The sequence below is a fragment of the Pseudoalteromonas phenolica genome (genome assembly GCF_005886345.1).
GTDB classification, from domain to species: domain Bacteria; phylum Pseudomonadota; class Gammaproteobacteria; order Enterobacterales; family Alteromonadaceae; genus Pseudoalteromonas; species Pseudoalteromonas phenolica_A.
This window is the reverse complement of sequence record NZ_PNEC01000004.1, coordinates 79,127-97,097: the sequence shown is the minus strand read 5'-3', so window position 1 is coordinate 97,097 and position 17,971 is coordinate 79,127. Positions and strand designations below refer to the sequence as shown.

Annotated in this window: 15 protein-coding genes and 1 pseudogene; 6 read left to right on the top strand and 10 right to left on the bottom strand. The window is 43.0% G+C overall.

Going from position 1 to position 17,971, the window contains the following annotated elements; translation table 11 throughout:
• Positions 1 to 13: 13 nt before the first annotated feature.
• From CWB72_RS02545 to CWB72_RS02530, 4 genes are all read right to left on the bottom strand, one after another.
• Positions 14 to 970, bottom strand: coding sequence for an aldose epimerase family protein (locus tag CWB72_RS02545; RefSeq protein WP_138629039.1), 957 nt, complete (start codon positions 968 to 970; stop codon positions 14 to 16).
• Positions 971 to 1,045: 75 nt separating this feature from the next.
• Positions 1,046 to 2,629 (bottom strand): sodium/sugar symporter, encoded by a 1,584-nt coding sequence (locus CWB72_RS02540; protein ID WP_138629037.1) that lies wholly within the window; start codon positions 2,627 to 2,629, stop codon positions 1,046 to 1,048.
• A 44-nt stretch (positions 2,630 to 2,673) separates the two neighbouring features.
• Entirely contained in the window at positions 2,674 to 3,804 is a 1,131-nt protein-coding gene (gene galK / locus CWB72_RS02535; RefSeq protein ID WP_252371476.1) for a galactokinase, read from the bottom strand.
• Between the two features lie 17 nt (positions 3,805 to 3,821).
• Complete coding sequence (locus CWB72_RS02530) at positions 3,822 to 4,856, bottom strand: UDP-glucose--hexose-1-phosphate uridylyltransferase (RefSeq protein ID WP_138629033.1); 1,035 nt, start codon at positions 4,854 to 4,856, stop codon at positions 3,822 to 3,824.
• A 128-nt stretch (positions 4,857 to 4,984) separates the two neighbouring features.
• Here CWB72_RS02530 and CWB72_RS02525 point away from each other — a divergent pair, with 128 nt between their 5' ends.
• From CWB72_RS02525 to ygjK, 3 genes are all read left to right on the top strand, one after another.
• Entirely contained in the window at positions 4,985 to 6,037 is a 1,053-nt protein-coding gene (locus tag CWB72_RS02525) for a LacI family DNA-binding transcriptional regulator (protein ID WP_138629031.1), read from the top strand.
• Between the two features lie 129 nt (positions 6,038 to 6,166).
• Positions 6,167 to 9,361, top strand: coding sequence for a glycoside hydrolase family 2 TIM barrel-domain containing protein (locus tag CWB72_RS02520; RefSeq protein WP_138629030.1), 3,195 nt, complete (start codon positions 6,167 to 6,169; stop codon positions 9,359 to 9,361).
• A gap of 3 nt (positions 9,362 to 9,364) precedes the next feature.
• A complete protein-coding gene (gene ygjK, locus CWB72_RS02515) occupies positions 9,365 to 11,695 on the top strand; it encodes an alpha-glucosidase (RefSeq protein WP_138629028.1) in 2,331 nt (776 codons plus the stop codon).
• A gap of 37 nt (positions 11,696 to 11,732) precedes the next feature.
• Here the strand turns inward: ygjK and CWB72_RS02510 are convergent, their stop codons facing one another.
• From CWB72_RS02510 to CWB72_RS02490, 5 genes and pseudogenes are all read right to left on the bottom strand, one after another.
• Entirely contained in the window at positions 11,733 to 12,806 is a 1,074-nt protein-coding gene (locus tag CWB72_RS02510; protein ID WP_138629026.1) for a hypothetical protein, read from the bottom strand.
• 176 nt (positions 12,807 to 12,982) lie between these two features.
• Positions 12,983 to 13,831 carry a carboxylate/amino acid/amine transporter gene (locus tag CWB72_RS02505; protein WP_138629024.1) on the bottom strand — a complete coding sequence of 283 codons (849 nt, stop codon included), beginning with the start codon at positions 13,829 to 13,831 and terminating at the stop codon, positions 12,983 to 12,985.
• Between the two features lie 104 nt (positions 13,832 to 13,935).
• Positions 13,936 to 14,115, bottom strand: a pseudogene (locus tag CWB72_RS21085) (DUF1501 domain-containing protein); the annotation flags it as partial.
• The gene (locus CWB72_RS02495) at positions 14,078 to 14,812 is read right to left on the bottom strand and encodes a PKD domain-containing protein (protein WP_138629022.1); all 735 of its coding nucleotides are present in this window, start codon (positions 14,810 to 14,812) and stop codon (positions 14,078 to 14,080) included. The gene CWB72_RS02495 and the pseudogene CWB72_RS21085, both read right to left, overlap by 38 nt.
• A gap of 253 nt (positions 14,813 to 15,065) precedes the next feature.
• Positions 15,066 to 15,329, bottom strand: coding sequence for a ribbon-helix-helix domain-containing protein (locus tag CWB72_RS02490; protein ID WP_138629020.1), 264 nt, complete (start codon positions 15,327 to 15,329; stop codon positions 15,066 to 15,068).
• A 20-nt stretch (positions 15,330 to 15,349) separates the two neighbouring features.
• Between CWB72_RS02490 and CWB72_RS02485 the strand changes: the two genes are divergently transcribed.
• A complete protein-coding gene (locus CWB72_RS02485; RefSeq protein WP_138629018.1) occupies positions 15,350 to 15,745 on the top strand; it encodes a VOC family protein in 396 nt (131 codons plus the stop codon).
• A gap of 134 nt (positions 15,746 to 15,879) precedes the next feature.
• Positions 15,880 to 16,281: a helix-turn-helix domain-containing protein gene (locus CWB72_RS02480; protein WP_138629016.1), complete on the top strand. Its 402-nt coding sequence runs from the start codon at positions 15,880 to 15,882 to the stop codon at positions 16,279 to 16,281.
• Between the two features lie 82 nt (positions 16,282 to 16,363).
• Here CWB72_RS02480 and CWB72_RS02475 read toward each other — a convergent pair whose 3' ends face one another.
• Positions 16,364 to 16,609, bottom strand: a complete 246-nt coding sequence (locus tag CWB72_RS02475) for a hypothetical protein (protein ID WP_138629014.1) — start codon at positions 16,607 to 16,609, stop codon at positions 16,364 to 16,366.
• Between the two features lie 163 nt (positions 16,610 to 16,772).
• Between CWB72_RS02475 and CWB72_RS02470 the strand changes: the two genes are divergently transcribed.
• A complete protein-coding gene (locus CWB72_RS02470; RefSeq protein WP_138629012.1) occupies positions 16,773 to 17,873 on the top strand; it encodes a c-type cytochrome in 1,101 nt (366 codons plus the stop codon).
• The last annotated feature ends 98 nt before the right edge of the window (positions 17,874 to 17,971 follow it).

Here is a 17,971-nt window from a genome sequence, read left to right as displayed (position 1 = left end):
CTCGGTATAAAGGTCAATCAAGCTCAGTAAAACTCAATATCATAGTATTTTTATATTGCTGTTCAGGCTGAACTAGAATGCTATCAAACTGCTCATGATTTAATGCATCAGGGTAATTATGTAGCTCTAAACACATGCCCGAGTACGGCGAAAATGGGGCTGATAGAAATCCACCTATATAGCATTGCAAACCATTTTGGTCGCTAAAAACACTCATTCGCACGCCATTATTTTTTGATACCAGTTGTGCCACTAATCTCATACCTTGAGGCGCTTTGTGAAACACAAAATAATGATCTAGGTCGCCAGCCTGCTGCAACGATTTGGGCTCGCGAAAATCAAATTTTGAGGTCGCTAATTTGCTTTCATCGACTTTAATCAATTTTCCGGTTGGAATATTACCAGCATCTTTTTCTAACACTGATTCAGCATCAATACACAGCTCTAGATCTAAAGCTGAGTGCTCCGCCAGGTTAAAATAAGCATGATTCGTTAAATTGAGCGGTGTGGCTTTATCAGTATTTGCACAAATTTCAATTTCGAGTTTGTTGTCTTCAAAAAGGCGATAGGTGACTTGAATATTCACATTGCCGGCAAAGCCATTATCGCCATCCGGTGAGCTAAGTGTCAGCGTCACTGATGATGGCAACTGCTCAGTGATCTGCCAAAACCGTTTATCAATACTTTGCTCTCCGCCATGTAGACAATGCTCACCCTCATTTTGAGAATATTGATAGGTTTGCCCATCATAGCTAAAACGACCTCGACCAATCCGGTTTGCAACTCGTCCGCAAATAGCGCCCACATAAAAAGGATCTTCAAAAATCTGAGCTTCATCTTGATAGCGCATGAGCATTTCTTTGGGCCCATGACAGGTCGAAAAAATAATAGAACACAAGCGTGCGCCAAAGTCAGACACCACAACCTGCATGCCATTGTTATTTTTGAGGGTAATTAGAGTTTGCTTCATGAGTTAACGTATATAAAAAACAGCAGGTAATTCAATGAACTGTGAAGTACCTGCTGTTTATAAAAGAAATAACGGTTACCACCAAGTGGTATAAAGTGCGATTAAGATCACCACCACCCCTAACGCGGCCACATTGAAGCCAGTTGTAGTTGCGAAATTAACATCACCTAGTTGCACACACTCTGATCTATCTTGAGAGTCACGCTCATGCGCCTTAAACAGTTTTGAGACCAAAAAACATAGCAATAAACAGAGCACAAACACTAACCCCACTCGGTCCATAAAGGGCAAGCTTGGCAAGGCAAACTTCAAACTTAATGAAAACAGCGCAGAGCCGAACGCCGCAGCTAACGCACCATTGGCAGTTGTACCCTTGTAAAACATCCCCATCACGAAAATCACCACAATACCCGGAGTAAAGAACCCGGTGAATTCCTGAATGTACTGAAAAGCCTGCTCAAATTGGCCAAGTAAAGGCTTCGCGACTAAAAGTGCAACTACCAAAGCCAACAAAGCCGTGATACGCCCAATATTTACGTAGTGAGATTGGCTTTTGTCAGCATAAAGCTTTTTATAAATATCCATGGTAAAAATAGTTGAGATACTGTTGGTCATTGAGGCTAAAGACGACACAATCGCCGCCACTAACGCAGCAAAGACTAACCCTTTAATACCCACAGGCATAAGCGACATCATTGAAGGATACGCTTTATCTGGCGCTGTTAAGTCTGGGTATAACACCACAGCAGCAATGCCTGGCAGCACCACAATCAATGGCATCAATAATTTTAAGTACGCCGCAAAGGCAATGCCTTTTTGTGCTTCATTTAAATCTTTCGCAGCCAGAGCTCTTTGAATAATGTATTGATTAAAACCCCAGTAACTAAAGTTCATGACCCACATTCCACCAATTAATACCGACAGCCCAGGTAAGCTCATATAGTGTTCGTTTTCTGGTGATAAGATCATATCAAAATGCGTCGGTACTTGCTCGGTTAGCACACCCAAGCCAGCTAACACGCCTTGTCCGTCAGATACTGCATCCAGCGCTAAATAACTTAAGAACAAGCCACCAAATACCAGTAGGGTGACTTGCAGAATATCGGTAAATGCCACGGCTTTTAAGCCGCCATAAAGTGAGTACGCCACCGAAAACACCACTAAAAACATCATGCCATACAAGGCATCAACCCCAGCGACAGTTTCAATAGCAAGGCCACCGAGCCAAAGCACTGCAGTTAAATTCACAAATACGTAGACGGCCAACCAAAACACCGCCATGGTAGTTTTTACTCGGTCATCGTAACGCTGCGCTAAGTACTGTGGCATGGTATAAATTTGCTGTTTTAAAAATATCGGCAGCATGTATTTACCGACTAAAATTAGGGTAATAGCCGCCATCCATTCGTACGACGCAATCGCCAACCCCATGGCATACCCTGAGCCGGACATACCAATGATCTGCTCTGCCGAAATATTCGACGCAATCAGTGATGCACCTATCGCCCACCAAGGTAATGCTTTAGAAGCTAAAAAATAATCTTCGGTATTGGCACCTTCTTTTTTCTCACTGCGGGAGATCCATAATGCAATCGCCAGCAAGCCGAGTACATAAGCACTAAAAACAGAAATATCTGTGCTGTGTAAACTGATATTCATGATGTTCCTCGTTATTCTTTTTCTAATTACTTGGGTTATATTGACTAAGCTCTAAAAGCCCCCTGCACGGCTTCGCACACATACACGTCAGCCCTTAATCCGGTCTGTTTTTGGTACTCGGCTTTAACATTCTGAGTTACTGCTTCGACCAAAGCTTTTGGCATCACGGCTACCACGCAACCACCAAAACCCCCGCCAGTCATTCGCGCGCCACCTTGCTCAGCAATTTGCGATTGTATTAGCGAGACTAAACAATCCATTTCAGCTGTACTGGTAGAAAAGTCATCCTTTAATGAGTCATGTGATGCATTCATCAAACGACCTAATTGACTGACATTATTTTCTTTTAGTGCTGCAAATGCATCTAAAGTTCGCTGATTTTCGGTGATCACATGCCTTGCTCTTTTATAGTCCAGCTCACTCAAGTTTGCCTGCTCTGACTCTAATTCAGCCAAAGTCACCGCTCGAAGTACTAAAACATTAAAGTGTTTGGCCACTTGCTCGCATTGCTCGCGTCTTTGGTTATATTCACTCTCGACGAGGCCGCGTTTAACGTTTGAATTGACAATCACAATGGCTAAGTTTTCTGGAATGGGGGCGTCTTGAAAAGTTAAATCTTGGCAATCGAGTAACATGGCATGATTGCTCGCCCCCATTGCCGAAATACTCTGATCCATAACCCCGCAATTGCAGCCTACAAATTCATTCTCGGCTTGTTGCGCGAGCTTGGCCGCTGTAAAGCCATCAATCTGCAACTTAAATAAATCCGAAAACGCTTTGATCAAAGCGACTTGCAAACTAGCAGATGAACTCAACCCCGCACCTTGAGGCACGTTACCTGAGATAACGATGTCAGTGCCTTGCAGTACAAAACCGGCTTTTTGCAGGACATACACCACCCCAGTGACATAATTCACCCACATCAAATCAGGATTGAATAAAAGTTCTGTTAGCTCGAACTCGCATATTTGATTATCTAGATCATGCGCTAATACTTGCATTGTGCTGTCATCGCGCTTTGCGATGGCTACATCAGTGCCAAAGTTAATTGCTGCGGGCAGCACAAATCCCAAATTGTAATCGGTGTGGTCACCTATTAAATTCACTCGCCCAGGCGCGTGGATTACTTGCTCGGCTTGATAGCCAAACTGCTTGGCAAAAACCTGTTTAATCATTTCAGTACGGCACATTATTATTTCTCGCTGTAATGCGTTAAAGGCTGAGAACGTAATCGTTCAGCGGCTTGCTCTGGGGTTAAATCTCGCTGTGGCTCTGCTAACATTTCATAGCCCACCATAAACTTGCGAACACTGGCTGAGCGAAGCAAAGGCGGAAAAAAGCTCGCGTGTAATGTCCACTCAGGATGCTCTTGTCCATCAAATGGCGCACCATGCCAGCCCATTGAGTAAGCGAACGCGCATTCAAACAAGTTGTCATATTTAATGGTCAATTCAGACAAAATAGCCGCTAGACTCAGTCCTTGCGACTTAGTAAGTTGCGTCATACGCCGAACCGAAAAGCGCGGTAACAATAGGGTTTCAAACGGCCATGCCGCCCAAAATGGCACCACCACCAGCCAATCATCATTAATAGCGACAATTCGTGTTTGTTGCTGAATTTCTCTGGCCACATAATCTGCGAGTAAATTCCCGCCTCGCTCTGTAAAATACTGAGTTTGCGCTTGCTGCTTTTTTTCAACCAAGGTCGGTAAAGACTGCTGCGCCCAAACTTGTCCGTGAGGGTGCGGGTTTGAGCATCCCATCATCGCACCTTTGTTTTCAAACACCTGCACCCACTGGTAGGTGCCACCGAGTTCGCTATATTGCGACTGCCAGGTTTGCACCACTTTATGAATTTGCTCAACCGAAAGCTGCGCCAATGTCTTGCTGTGATCTGGTGAAAAACAAATAACACGGCTTTCACCTTGCTCAGACCGAATGGTAAATAATGGGTCGTCGCAGTGATGAACTGGCAGTTCACTTTGTAGTGCCGCAAAATCATTGTTAAATACAAAGGTATGGCTGTAATTAGGGTTTTGCTCCCCATTAATACGTGTATTACCAGCACACAAATAACAACTTTCATCATACAACGCAGTTGCTAATACTGACTGTTTTTCTGTTTGCCCCTGCCATGGCCGTTTGGCTCTATGGGGCGATACCAACACCCACTCATTGGTGAGCGGATTTAACCGCCTATGGGGGTGCTCTGTTGCATCAAATGTCATGCTTAAACCACAAAAGGATAATGTATACAAAAAAATGTAAACGGTTACATTTTTTTTAGCAAGTAAATTTACATAAAAAAATCACTCTGCTACCATCGCTCAGAATTAAGCCTTTTTTAAGCGAAAACATGGCCACCATTAAAGACGTTGCCCGAGAAGCCAAGGTATCTATTGCCACCGTGTCTCGCGTGATAAACCAAGATGACAAAGTAAGAGATAAAACCCGCGAGCATGTACTCGCGGTGATGAAAACCTTAGGTTATCAGGTAAACGTCAATGCGCGTGCTCTCTCCACACAAAAGACTGCCACACTCGGCTTAGTGGTGCCCGACATCAGCGACCCATTTTTTGCTTGCTTAGCAAAAGGCGTTGATAGCATAGCCCGTCAGCATCAAAGCCAAGTACTTTTATGCACCGCCCAAAACAGTAGCGATTCAGAACAACAAGCCATTGACTCATTATTACAACGCCGTTGTGATGGCATTATTTTGTACTGTACGCATTTAGCCAACAGCGTATTAATCGATATCGTACAACGCTATTCAAACGTGGTCGTGGTGGCACGAAATATTCCGGAAATAGCCGAAAACTGTATTTACCTAGATGATGAACTTGGTGGCCAATTGGCCGCTGAGCACCTACTCGCCTTAGGCCACAGCCGTTTTGCGAGCATTATGAGTGAGCTGCCGATTGAAGATCCCAAACACAGGCTGTCGGGGTTCAAAACGGCTTTAGGTAAGCAAGCACTTGCATTAATTGAAGAGCAAGTTACTTATGGCACACCAGATCAGCTCGGTGGCGAGCTGGCAGTAAATACCTTACTCAAAAATCAGCAAATTTTTACGGCACTTTTCGCCTACAACGATGCCATGGCAATTGGTGCAATTTCAGCGTTAGAAGAAGCGGGCTTTAAAGTGCCAGACGATATTTCGGTGATTGGCTTTGATGACATTTACCTTGCTCATTACAGCAGACCAAAACTCACCACCTTGCATTATCCTGTCGAAGCCATCGCCAAACATGCTGCACTATTGGCCATTAATAAGCATACTCAGATAGATAAAACAGCACATTCGCATAGCTATCAGCCAACATTAGTCGAGCGACAATCAACTGCATTCACGCCAACAGCGGCTGCAAAACAGAGCCTAAATAAAAATCAAGTTGAGCGGCAAAATTAAGGTTTAAGCTAAAGGCTAGCTAGCAAAAACAGAGCAACATAAAGCCTTTGGGAAGAACTATAAAAAACAATTGTATATTGTATTTAAAGCGCAATTTTAAAAATAAACAACACAGCTAAGATGACAACAATGAAAAATAAACCTTTTGTAATATTTAGCCTGAGCATGCTCACTACACTGCTATGTCAGAGCGTTTTCGCCAAAGCACCATGGCAAGACCATCAAGTGTTTGCCATCAATAAACAAGCACCGCGTGCCTCTGGGTTTAGCTATCAAAGCTTAGCGGGCGTCATGCAAGATGATCCAGCTCAAAGCGATAACTATTTGCCACTTAATGGCATGTGGCAATTTCACTGGCAACGCTCTGCGATTAATCCACCTAAAGGGTTTGAACAGCCTAATTTTGATGATTCTAGCTGGGGTCAGATCCCCGTGCCGGGCAACTGGGAGGTCGAGGGCTATGGCTACCCTATTTACTTAGATGAGCGCTTTCCGTTCACCACGAAATGGCCTGATGTCCCGCTTGAGTACAACCCAACTGGCTCGTATCGAAAGCCATTTACCTTGCCAGAGTCGTGGCAAAATAAACAAGTGTTTTTACATATAGGCGCTGCAAAATCATCGCTCGATGTTTGGCTAAATGGTGAAAAGGTCGGCTTTAGCCAAGGCGCTAAAACCCCTGCTGAGTTTGATATTACCGAGTTTGTGCAACAAGGCGACAACTTACTCGCGCTCAGGTTACGCCGTTGGAGTGACGCCAGTTATCTAGAGAGCCAAGATATGCTGAGAATTTCGGGTATTGAGCGCGACGTCTATTTATACGCCACGCCAAAACAGCATATTTTTGATTTCCATGCCAAACCACGTTTAAACAAACGCTTTGATAAAGGTACATTAGAGCTTGAATTAGACGTTAAAAACTATCAAAAAAATAACGCTCAGCTTACTGCAAAATTTGAGCTACTCGACCCTAAAGCAAACCATGCAGTTGTCGCCAAAGGCACAAAAAAATTCACGGCAAAAGCCAAAGGCACACAACAAATCAGCTTTTCAGAGCAAATAGCACATCCACAACTTTGGTCGGCAGAAACCCCAAACCTCTACACCCTAGTGATGAGCCTATACAATCAGCAAGGTGAATTACTCGAAGTGGTGCGTGATGAAATTGGCTTTAGGCACATTGAGATTGTAAATAAACAACTGACTATCAATGGTAAGCCGATTATTATTCGCGGCGTTGACCGCCATGAAACCTCGCCAACCCGCGGCCATGTCGTCGACAAAGCATCAATGGAGCAAGATATCAAACTGATGAAGCAGTTTAATATCAATGCTGTGCGCTCTAGCCACTACCCCAATCACCCATACTGGTATGATTTAACCGACAAGTATGGCTTATATGTGATCGATGAAGCAAACATAGAATCGCACCCGCTTGCTATTGACGAGAAAACCCAACTAGGTAATGAAATGAGTTGGTTACCTGCACACCTTGACCGTACTCAACGTATGTTTGAGCGTGATAAAAACCACCCTTCTATCATCATTTGGTCGTTAGGCAACGAAGCTGGCCACGGCGAGGTATTTGCCAACACCTATCAATGGTTAAAAGACAATGATGATCTGCGCGTGGTGCAATACGAGCCAGCCGAACTTGAGCATTACACAGATATCTTTGCGCCTATGTATCCGTCAATCGAAAAACTGGTTAACTACGCCAGCAATAATCCAGATAGACCCGCTATCATGATTGAATACGCCCATGCCATGGGCAATTCTGTGGGTAACTTACAAGACTATTGGGATGCCATTGAAAAGTACGAGGTGCTGCAAGGAGGCTTTATATGGGACTGGGTTGATCAATCACTAGAGTACCGCAATGAATTTGGGGAAACATACTTTGCTTATGGCAAAGACTTCCACCCGACTCTGCCAACCGACGGCAACTTTTTAAATAACGGCCTGATGGATCCAAACCGTAACCCTCACCCGCACGCATTTGAGGTAAAAAAGGTTTATCAACCGGTTAAATTTACTGCGCATAATCTGCTTAAAGGACAAGTGACTGTTCAAAATAAATTCTTATTCACGGACTTAAAAAAGTATGACCTACGCTGGAAAATTGAAGCGGACGGAGCAGTCATAAAACAAGGGCATAGTGCCATGCCAAGCGTGCAGCCGAGCAAAACCGCCATACTGAATTTTGATATTCAAGGTCTTCCTGCTTACAGCGACAAAGAATACTATGTCACCCTAAGTATGCATGCCAGAGCACAAGAGCCGCTACTGCCACTTGGTCATGAAATTGCTTTTGAACAATTCAAACTGCCTGTATCTAAGAAAAAATCAGCGTCACAAACTGATATCGAATCAGTTAAACCAAGCTATACACATCAAAAAAATACTCTAATCGCTAACGCTGCTGGCACTCAGCTTAGCTTTGATAAACGCACAGGCTGGTTACAACAACTTACTTTTAATAACCAAGCCATGTTAACCCGACCTCTTAAACCAAACTTCTGGCGTGCACCAACTGACAATGACTTAGGTAATAACCTGCAAGTACGTGCGGCTATGTGGCAAAGCGCAACTGACAGACTCAAACTCATCGCCTTACAAGCCAAATCATCGGGCGTAACTGCGCGCTATCAATCACCTGATTTTGCAGGAAGTTTGGTGCTGAATTATCAGATCACAGCGCAAGGCTATGTGCAGGTTGATTACCAGCTCAGCCTTGATGATAACCAAACCTTGCCCGACATTCCACGTGTTGGCATGCAGTTAAGTACCTTTGGTGAATATAAAAATATGTCTTGGTTAGGTCGAGGCCCACACGAAAGTTACGCCGACAGAAAAACCTCAACGCGAATTTCAGTGTTCAACACACCTGTGACCGAGCAACACCATTACTACATTCGCCCGCAAGAGAATTCTAACCGCACCGAGGTGCGCTGGATAGCACTGCAAAACGCGCAAGGCGAAGGCCTGCTTGCAGTGGGCGACAAATTATTAAATGCCAGTGCATGGCCTTATCTGCAAGCCGATATCGACTTTAACTCAGGTGATGCCAGTGCATCGGCATCAGGACTCGTACCTGTGACCACCAAGCACGCCATTGATGTTCCAGTGCGTGACCTTGTCACCCTGAATATTGATCATAAGCAAATGGGCGTTGGTGGTGATACTTCTTGGGGTCGCCTTGTTCACAAGCAATACCGCATTGCCGCTGAAAATCAGCAGTATCGTTTTACCCTAGCGCCGCTTTCTGGTGATAAAAAAACCGCTGCATTAGCCCGTGAAATTAAAGTAAGTTACGGTGAATAAACCATGAAGAACACTTTTTTGAGAACAGCAAATACACTGCTTATAGGCTTGCTTAGCGCTCTCTTTTGCACACAAAGCCAAGCGAGCTATGAGCACTTGCAGAACACCCTAACCCGAATTGGCGAGCCAAGCATGATGAAGCCCGCCGATAAATTTGGTCACAGCCCGTTTAACCCATTGTTTGATGCTGGCGCTTGGCACGGGCACTTGTTGCCAAGCTCCGCCGATGAGCTGGGTGGTTTTACCGGCCATGCACTCATTCAAGAAGAGTATTTAACGTATCTCGCCAAGCGCTTTGATCGCTTACAGGTGTATAAAAATGGTAAAAAGCTGACACTTACAGGTAAGGTGTTGAGCGAGCCAGGCAAACTTATTCAGTACCTTAAGGCAGAAGACGTAACCGTCACCCTTACTTTGATGTTTGTTGGCCCGCGTACTTCTCTGGTTGAAACAAAAGTTGATAGCGACTTCCCGCTAACTTTAAAGTTTGACGGCGAGCTACTTACACAATTTGATAAAAAGCGTACGCTTGAACAAGCCCACCAACAACTGCAGCCTAGCCTAAAAGCAACGCCACAGGGGATCACCGTACATTTTAATCAAGTGCGTTCACCTTATAGCTTACTTACCTCAGGCAGCTCGGCCTATGTTATGAGCAAATCATTAACAACTACCACACGCATTCAAGGGCAAGGTTACAGCAGCCAAGCGGATATCAAGGGCACAACTACGTTTTATACCCTATTCAGCCATGTTCTGAACGCACAAGAGCACACTGAGATTAAACAGCGCCATCAAGCAATGCTTAAAGCGCCTCAGCAATTTATGCAGGCAAGTAAAGCCCGCTGGCAGCATTATCGTAAGCCTTTACAACAACTAGAGCACCCTGCTCAGCAGCGCTTGATGGCCAAATCAATTGAGACCTTAATTGGCAATTGGCGCAGTCCTGCAGGTGCTATTACCACCGACACAGTTAGCCCGTCGGTCACCGCGAGATGGTTTTCGGGTAATTTAACTTGGCCTTGGGATACGTGGAAGCAAGCCTATGCGCTCAGTGACTTTCACCCTCAATTGGCCAAAGCCAATATTGATACGGTATTCAATCAACAAATACAAAGTGGCGATACAGTCAGGCCACAAGATGCGGGGTTTTTACTCGACCTAATCGGCTACAACCTAAGCCCTGAGCGCAGTGGTGACAGTGGTAATTGGAATGAGCGCAATACCAAGCCTAGTCTTGCCGCTTGGGCGGTATTAAAAGCCTATGAGAGCGACCAAGATAGAACATGGTTGGCAGCGCTTTATCCTAAGCTCAAAGCATATCGTGCATGGTGGCTGCGCAATCGTGACCATAACCAAAATGGCATTCCTGAGTATGGTGCAACCCTAGATAAAGCTCACAATAACGAGCAAGGTGAATTGTTATTTATTCACCAGCAGGGCAAGACAAAAACCACCAAATACGGACTTGCACAATATCGCAAACTATTAGCTCAGGGTGAGCAAGTTTTTGCCCCAGCACAAACCGCAGCCTCGTGGGAATCAGGCCGGGATGATGCTGCCACCTTTGGCTTTATCAGCAAAGCCCAGCTTGCAGATTATGTAGAGCAAGGCGGTGATGCCGCTGATTGGCAAGTGGATTTTGCTCAAAACCGTGATAACACAGGTAAGTTATTTGGCTATTCTTTGCTGCAAGAGTCGGTAGATCAAGCCAGTTATTTTTATACCGATACCCTGTATTTGGCGAAAATCGCCAACATCCTCAACATACCTGACGAAGCCAAGCAGTTTGAAGCTGATGCAAAACAAGTAAAAAGTTACATTAATCGTTGTATGTTCGATACCAATACGGGCTTTTATTATGATATTCGCATTAACAACACACCACTTAAGAATGGCTGTGCTGGCAAGCCTATCGTCGAACGAGGTATGGGCCCTGAGGGGTGGTCACCACTGTTTAATCAAGTAGCAACAGCCACGCAAGCGAAATTAGTTCGCGATGTCATGATGAACCCAGAGACCTTTTACAGCAAAGTACCGCTCGGTACAGCCGCCAAAAATAATCCAGCATATGGCCCGAATATCTACTGGCGAGGACGCGTATGGGTCGACCAATTTTATTTTGGCGTAAAGGGGTTACAACACTATGGCTATGTTCAAGAAGCTAAACAACTTGTAAAACGCTTTTTAACCAATGCCGATGGCTTGATGGAAAACGCCCCCATTCGTGAGAACTACAACCCTGAAACCGGCGAGCAACAAGGCGCACCCAACTTCTCTTGGAGTGCTGCACATATATTTATGCTGCTGAATGAGGGGTTTACTGATCAATAGAATGAAAAATGGCGCTTAATAGCGCCATTTTTACAATTTAAAGTACTGCTTTGTAATCTCTTACAAAGCTATATTCAAAGCTACCTGAGCTTAATTCCTCACAAATTGATGAAAAGCCATCTCCATGAATGGTATTGATCTCAGATTTAATCGCTTGCTCTTTTGTCACTGAATATAAACCATTAAGCAATGGCATAACCTTTAACGGATCACCATTACAACCAAAATCTAAAATTGAATATAGCTTAGCGTAACTATCACCAAGTTCAGCGGCTTTATCTATCATGACTTTATTTTTGTCTACTACTCCTAAGACAAATAGCGCCCTTGAATTATTTTCCTGATGTGCCAAATACTTTAATATCGTTTTCGATTTATATTCAGATGTTGGAAAATCATGTTCATAACGGCCTGATTCAGTGAATCTATGGCCATTAAAATATGCATGAGCATATAGTAATGACTGTTTCACTGTAAGTGTTTTTAAGTTACGAGGAGTCACATCAATTTCTTTATTTTGCTGAGCTATTCTCTGCTTATTTGCTTGAACTATTTCTGCTTGTAAGGCTTGCCCTTCAATCACAAAAACTAACATAAGGGTAGTCATTGCATGAATTGACAGCATTGAAATCAAAAAGCTCGGCATAACCACAAACCAACGATTACACCACTTTTTCAAACTCACATGTTGAGTCTTTTCCATTAATTCAAAGTAAGCTCTGTGTTCTGCAAACGGCACTTTTGTTTTGGCAAAGAAAACCGCACTCCAAGCCCCAATAAAGTACAACCCAAATAAAATAATTGCCCAAAGTTTTCCTTCAAGCAAAATGCCAAAATCAACCGCAATTAAAACAGTAGAAAGATGCAGAGTAAAAGCGACTACAGAAAATCGTTTTGCATAACCTCGGCCGTGTAATCGAACGGCAATACCAATCAAGATGCCTGATAGCACCAACATAAGAGGCGCAAATTTAGGGAAGTTTTGAAAAACAAAGAACCACGCAAATAAAATTGGCATAGTCCAAAACGCGCCACCTAGCGCCGCCAGAAAAGCATTTTGTTTATTTAATTTAACTTCTAATTTTTCAATTTCTAGCTTTGATGCACTCATAATTATATTTATTATTGACTGTAAATTATTCAAGTTTATACGAGCGTGCTTTATTAAGACATAACAGTCATTAGTTCTTGTAATTAACCATTGTTTAATAGCCATTGCAATGAAGAAAACAAGAAATATATAGACTCTAAGTCAACAGCAATTTTACGCAATATACCTCAGGGCGCCTAGCGACCTGTAACAAACTTTTGGTTAATCCAAAGTGCGAGAAGGATAATACCTCCCCCTATCGCAAGCCTGATTAAATCGGCATCTCGGTTCCAAATAACCAAATTAACCAGTATACCCGCGGGAATAAGTACGTTATTCATCACTGCAAGTGCACCTACATCCACTAAGGTTGCACCTTTATTCCACGCAAAATAACCAAAGCCAGAGGCCACCAAACCAAGGTAAATTAATATGCCCCACTGAGTGCTAGTCGTTGGTAGCTTGTCTGTATTGCCGAACAACAAAAAGAACAGCAAAGATACGACTAATGCTCCGACAAAAAACCAGCCAAACACGGTTTTATGATCGAGTGCACTGTCTTGCATTAAACGCTTATAAGTCACTTGCCCAGTTGCGAAACAAAGGTTAGCGCCTTGTACAAGCAACAAGCCAAATAAGAACTCACCATCAAGATTTTCATAACGAATAGCAACCGCACCTATTACGGCTATCACCGCAACCAGTAGATATTTGCCGTTAAACTGCCTATCAAGCACATCATTGAGTAAAGTGATATAAACCGGCGTCATCACAGTAAACAGTAACACCTCCGGCACACTCAAAAACAAAAACGAGTGATAGTAAAACCCGTACATTAAACCGAGCTGCACACCACCGATGGCCATTAATTTAAGAATAAGATCTTTAGGAGTATGTGAGCGGATTAAAAAAGGGATAAACACGCAAGTCGCCAGTGCAACTCGGCTAAAAGCGCTAAACCAAGCATCGACTTGTCCTGCCAAATACACGCCAATTAAGCTAAAAGAAAACGCCCATAAACAGGTTACAAAGGCTAAATAAGACATCAGAAAACCACATTATTATTTTCGCTTAGTAAACCATGAATACACAAAAACAAAAAGCCACAGTCATTGAGACAATAGCTTTTAGAAAATCTCAGCTAGTGATTTTAAATGAAATTCAGCGTGTGCTGATTAAAGTTCGCTAAGTTTGGAAAAATATCCACCAACTCAGAATCTGGCACGTCAAACCATTTTGCTAAGGTTGCGAAATATTGTTCGTTGGCAACTTCGGGAATAAGTCGACCACCTCTAGTGTCTCTGGGCCCGTTGAGATGCTGTGTCAATACGATTTATCTGCCTTGGGTAATCTCTGTCAAGATAATTTTCTAGATAATCGACATGATAAGTTATGGGTAACTGAATTTGAGCTTCAATCCAGTCTTGGGCACTCATACCCTCTGCAGCAAGAATCTCTGAGTAAGTAGGACCAATCCCAGCTTGATGAAGTAGCCGTGAGGCTTGCACTGTATCCATTAAAGTTTTCGCAACAAACTCAAACTCTTGCTTGGATTGCGCACCAAACTCATCACTGACGGTTAGTGAAAAGCGATAAACCTCATCGTAGCCACTATTTGCTTCAGGAATGATAAAAGAAAGAGACTGCTCTGCAGACAAAGTGACAGGCTGCCCAGAAAGTTGTTGCCATACATAACTAAGAGGACCACCTCCGGGGTCAGTGGCACTGGCTGTTAACTCTATACTTTGACCATGCTTAACCTCAGAAGGTGTAAGCACGCTGATAACCGGGCCTTGATTATCTTCGTCTGAGGCTAAATTATCGTCACCTTGGTTTTGTTCTGTGTCGGTATTACTGTCGTTATTGGTGTCATTATTGACGCCTTCACTACTTGTATCTTTTCCCGTTTCATTACCACTATCAGTAACTGGTTGATTTGAGGGGGTTGATATTGATGTATCCTTACTCGTGTTTGCTTCATTGCCACCACCACATGCAACTAAGGAAACAACTTGTAAGGATAACAACCGCTATGCGCTTACCCACCTTTATGCCTTAGTATTTACAAAAAAACCAAACCTTAGAATTAGATAGAATATTGCACACAATTATTTAGTATTACTTTTATTCAAGTTTCTGGTCATTCCTGAACAAGTTAGTGATTACTTTTTATAAGCAGATTAAAAATAGGGCGAGCAAGATGAACAAACCGTTAATTTAGATCAATTCATACATAAAATAGCGATGTAGTATTCGAGTACTACCTACTGCGCTGGTAGTTTATTTATTATTAAGCGCATAAGTCAAACAGGTAACTCGCAGCATTGAAGCTAGGTTCTTCACACTACCATGGCGTTCAATCACTTCTTGATAAAGGGTTGAAATAAAATCTGCCACAGATCGGTTTTCAGTACTCGCTATCTGCTCTAGTAACTGCCACACCTGATTTTCTAAAGAAATACTGGTAACAACTCCTTGAATGCGAACTGAGCGCTTAGTTGTTTCATACAAGTCTTGCGGCTGAGATGAGTAGAGTTCACACATAATGAAAGAGGCCCCTTAATATGGCAAAAATGATCCACAGTATGATACGAGTCATGAATGCAGAAAAATCGACGCAATTCTATCAAGATATACTCAACTTAGAAGTAAAACGAAGCTTAAATTTTAAAGGATTTGACTTACATTATTTAGGCAATGATGAGAGTGACTTTGAACTTGAACTCACAGTTAATCATGATAAAACGCAACCTTATATTCTTGGCGATGGCTATGGTCACTTGGCATTTAGTGCACAAAATATCGAGTCTCTTCATCAAAAAGCCGCTCAATTAGGTTATCGTCCTCGCCCAGTAAAGTCGTTTTACAATGATGATGAGCTAGTTGCTAAGTTCTTCTTTATTACTGATCCAGATGGTTATGAAATTGAAATCATCGAACGATCGGAGCAATACCATTAACAATAAAGACTTAACTTTTCTTACTTAAATAATCTTACTTATACAGATTTCATAGACTTGTCTGGTCAATGACGTGGCTTTTACCCTTAAACTTGTTTTAAATTGGGTACTCACGGAATATCTGAGGTTACTGTATGTCTTTAAAGCAATTACGTATTCAAAAAGGTTGGTCGCAAGAAGTGTTATCTGAGCAAAGCAATATCAGCGTTCGAACTCTACAACGAATAGAAAACGGCAAAACGGCCAATCTCACAACTTTAAAAGCACTGGCTGATGCACTAGGCGTTGAAGTGATACAACTAACTCAGCCAGATACACCTATCTATAATTGGTCCCAATCGCAAAAAGCATTTATTTCACATTTGATATATTTTGTTGTGGTCATGTTTTCATTAATCGTCATTAATATTACGTCAACACAAAATCATAGCTGGGTTTGGTGGGTATTTCTTGGTTGGGGGTTGTACCTACTCTTCGAAGGGTTAGAGGCATTTGGAGTATTCAATGTTCTAGACAGTGATGATACAAGTGAATAAGCCAGCTAAAAGCGATAGATTCATAAAAAACCACCTTGCGAGACAACTTGCAAGGTGGCCCTGGGCAGAGTAAAAATATGGCTTAAAAGTCACATTTTAATAATTTCATTGGCTTATCTGAGGCTAAAACACACCCTCTTGCTTCGTCTGTGGCTGCTTTACATTGCTTTAGCATATCCGCTTTACTTGGCGCGTTTTCTTTAAGAATGGTTTGAGCATGAGCAACTACTTTGTCACATTCACTGACAGATACAAGTTCAGCTTGAGAACAAGCAAATAAGCCCGCAGCCAAACAAGTTACTAAAATAGCTAAGTTTTGTTGTTTCATTTGACGCTCCTTACTCATTGCTAATCTCAGTATAGACAGGATCTGACCTCGCGCCATAAAAAATCATGAACAAAGCAAATTGTTACGAGATTTGTATTTGGCTAGCAATCATTTTTATCAGGCTTTATGCTCGAAAGACCGTCATTACTCTGCAAGGTTGGCTATGTCTAAAATATCTAACGGGTTGTTAGCAAGCGCCCTTATAACCATTACGCTGTTATCAAATATGGCCTTTAGCCAAGAACGTGAACGTCGCTCTCCTCCTCGAAAGCTTACCGCTGAACAGTCTCGCGTCGCAGCCAGCAACTATCAAAAGTACTGCGCACTTTGCCATGGTGAAAACCGTGAAGGCCATAAAAACGATCACGCCCCTTCACTTAGAAGTAAAAGCTTAATGGAGTCTGGTGTTGCCCACCAGATCCTCAGACCAATGCAATATGGCCGAGAAGGCACTGCCATGGGTGGATATTTAAATGAAGTCGGCGGCCCTATGACACTAGCCGAAACATGGAACCTCACTTATTGGTTATTTGAACAAGCAGGTTACGACCGTCTAAAGTTCTCAACAAATCCAGTACTAGGTGACATTAAACGAGGAGAAAAGGTTTACCAAGAAACCTGCGCAAGCTGTCATGGCAAGCAAGGTGAAGGGATCACAGGCCCAGCATTAATGAACCAATCTGCACTTGCACATAATACTGATGAGTTTATTCGCTACGCCATTCAAGAAGGTCGACAAGGGACGCCTATGCAGGCTTTCAAAAATACGCTTTCAGCTGCTGATATCGACAATATAACTGCATTCTTACGCAGTAAGTCTATGGGGTTAGTAGAAGAAAAGCCGGTGCTTAGGGCACTGCCTGAACCCAAAGATTATATTGTCAATAAACACGGAGACGACCCTAATTTTGACTTAAAAGATGGTATGTATGTACTGTCAAAAGATCTCAATGATGCTCTGAACGCCAAAAAGAAAATGGTGCTACTCGACACTCGAGTCACTTCTGTTTGGCAAACCGCACATATCGAAGGGGCCATCCCCTTCCCTTACTATGCCGATTTAGATGAAACCGTAGCGGGTATTCCTAAAGACGTACAAATTGTCGCATATTGCTCTTGTCCCCGTGCAGCCGCGGATCACACAATCAATCGTTTGCGCGCTCGAGGTTATACTCGCACTGCCGTATTGTGGGAAGGCATATTCGGCTGGATGCACTTAGGCTACCCTGTTCGCAGAGGTGATATAGCTGGTGTGAACGATTAACAAATAAAGCAATGTAAGCTGTAACTGCATAGTTTTTCCTCCTGTAGTTACATCGCTTTACATTCCGCGCAAGCAAACTGATGATTAATCTCAAGCTT

Bases quoted from the DNA above. Each gene is read 5' to 3' on its own strand.
- CWB72_RS02545 (WP_138629039.1), bottom strand. From the start codon at position 970: ATGAAGCAAACTCTAATTACCCTCAAAAATAACAATGGCATGCAGGTT.
- CWB72_RS02540 (WP_138629037.1), bottom strand. From the start codon at position 2,629: ATGAATATCAGTTTACACAGCACAGATATTTCTGTTTTTAGTGCTTAT.
- galK (WP_252371476.1), bottom strand. From the start codon at position 3,804: ATGATTAAACAGGTTTTTGCCAAGCAGTTTGGCTATCAAGCCGAGCAA.
- CWB72_RS02530 (WP_138629033.1), bottom strand. From the start codon at position 4,856: ATGACATTTGATGCAACAGAGCACCCCCATAGGCGGTTAAATCCGCTC.
- CWB72_RS02525 (WP_138629031.1), top strand. From the start codon at position 4,985: ATGGCCACCATTAAAGACGTTGCCCGAGAAGCCAAGGTATCTATTGCC.
- CWB72_RS02520 (WP_138629030.1), top strand. From the start codon at position 6,167: ATGAAAAATAAACCTTTTGTAATATTTAGCCTGAGCATGCTCACTACA.
- ygjK (WP_138629028.1), top strand. From the start codon at position 9,365: ATGAAGAACACTTTTTTGAGAACAGCAAATACACTGCTTATAGGCTTG.
- CWB72_RS02510 (WP_138629026.1), bottom strand. From the start codon at position 12,806: ATGAGTGCATCAAAGCTAGAAATTGAAAAATTAGAAGTTAAATTAAAT.
- CWB72_RS02505 (WP_138629024.1), bottom strand. From the start codon at position 13,831: ATGTCTTATTTAGCCTTTGTAACCTGTTTATGGGCGTTTTCTTTTAGC.
- CWB72_RS02490 (WP_138629020.1), bottom strand. From the start codon at position 15,329: ATGTGTGAACTCTACTCATCTCAGCCGCAAGACTTGTATGAAACAACT.
- CWB72_RS02485 (WP_138629018.1), top strand. From the start codon at position 15,350: ATGGCAAAAATGATCCACAGTATGATACGAGTCATGAATGCAGAAAAA.
- CWB72_RS02480 (WP_138629016.1), top strand. From the start codon at position 15,880: ATGTCTTTAAAGCAATTACGTATTCAAAAAGGTTGGTCGCAAGAAGTG.
- CWB72_RS02475 (WP_138629014.1), bottom strand. From the start codon at position 16,609: ATGAAACAACAAAACTTAGCTATTTTAGTAACTTGTTTGGCTGCGGGC.
- CWB72_RS02470 (WP_138629012.1), top strand. From the start codon at position 16,773: ATGTCTAAAATATCTAACGGGTTGTTAGCAAGCGCCCTTATAACCATT.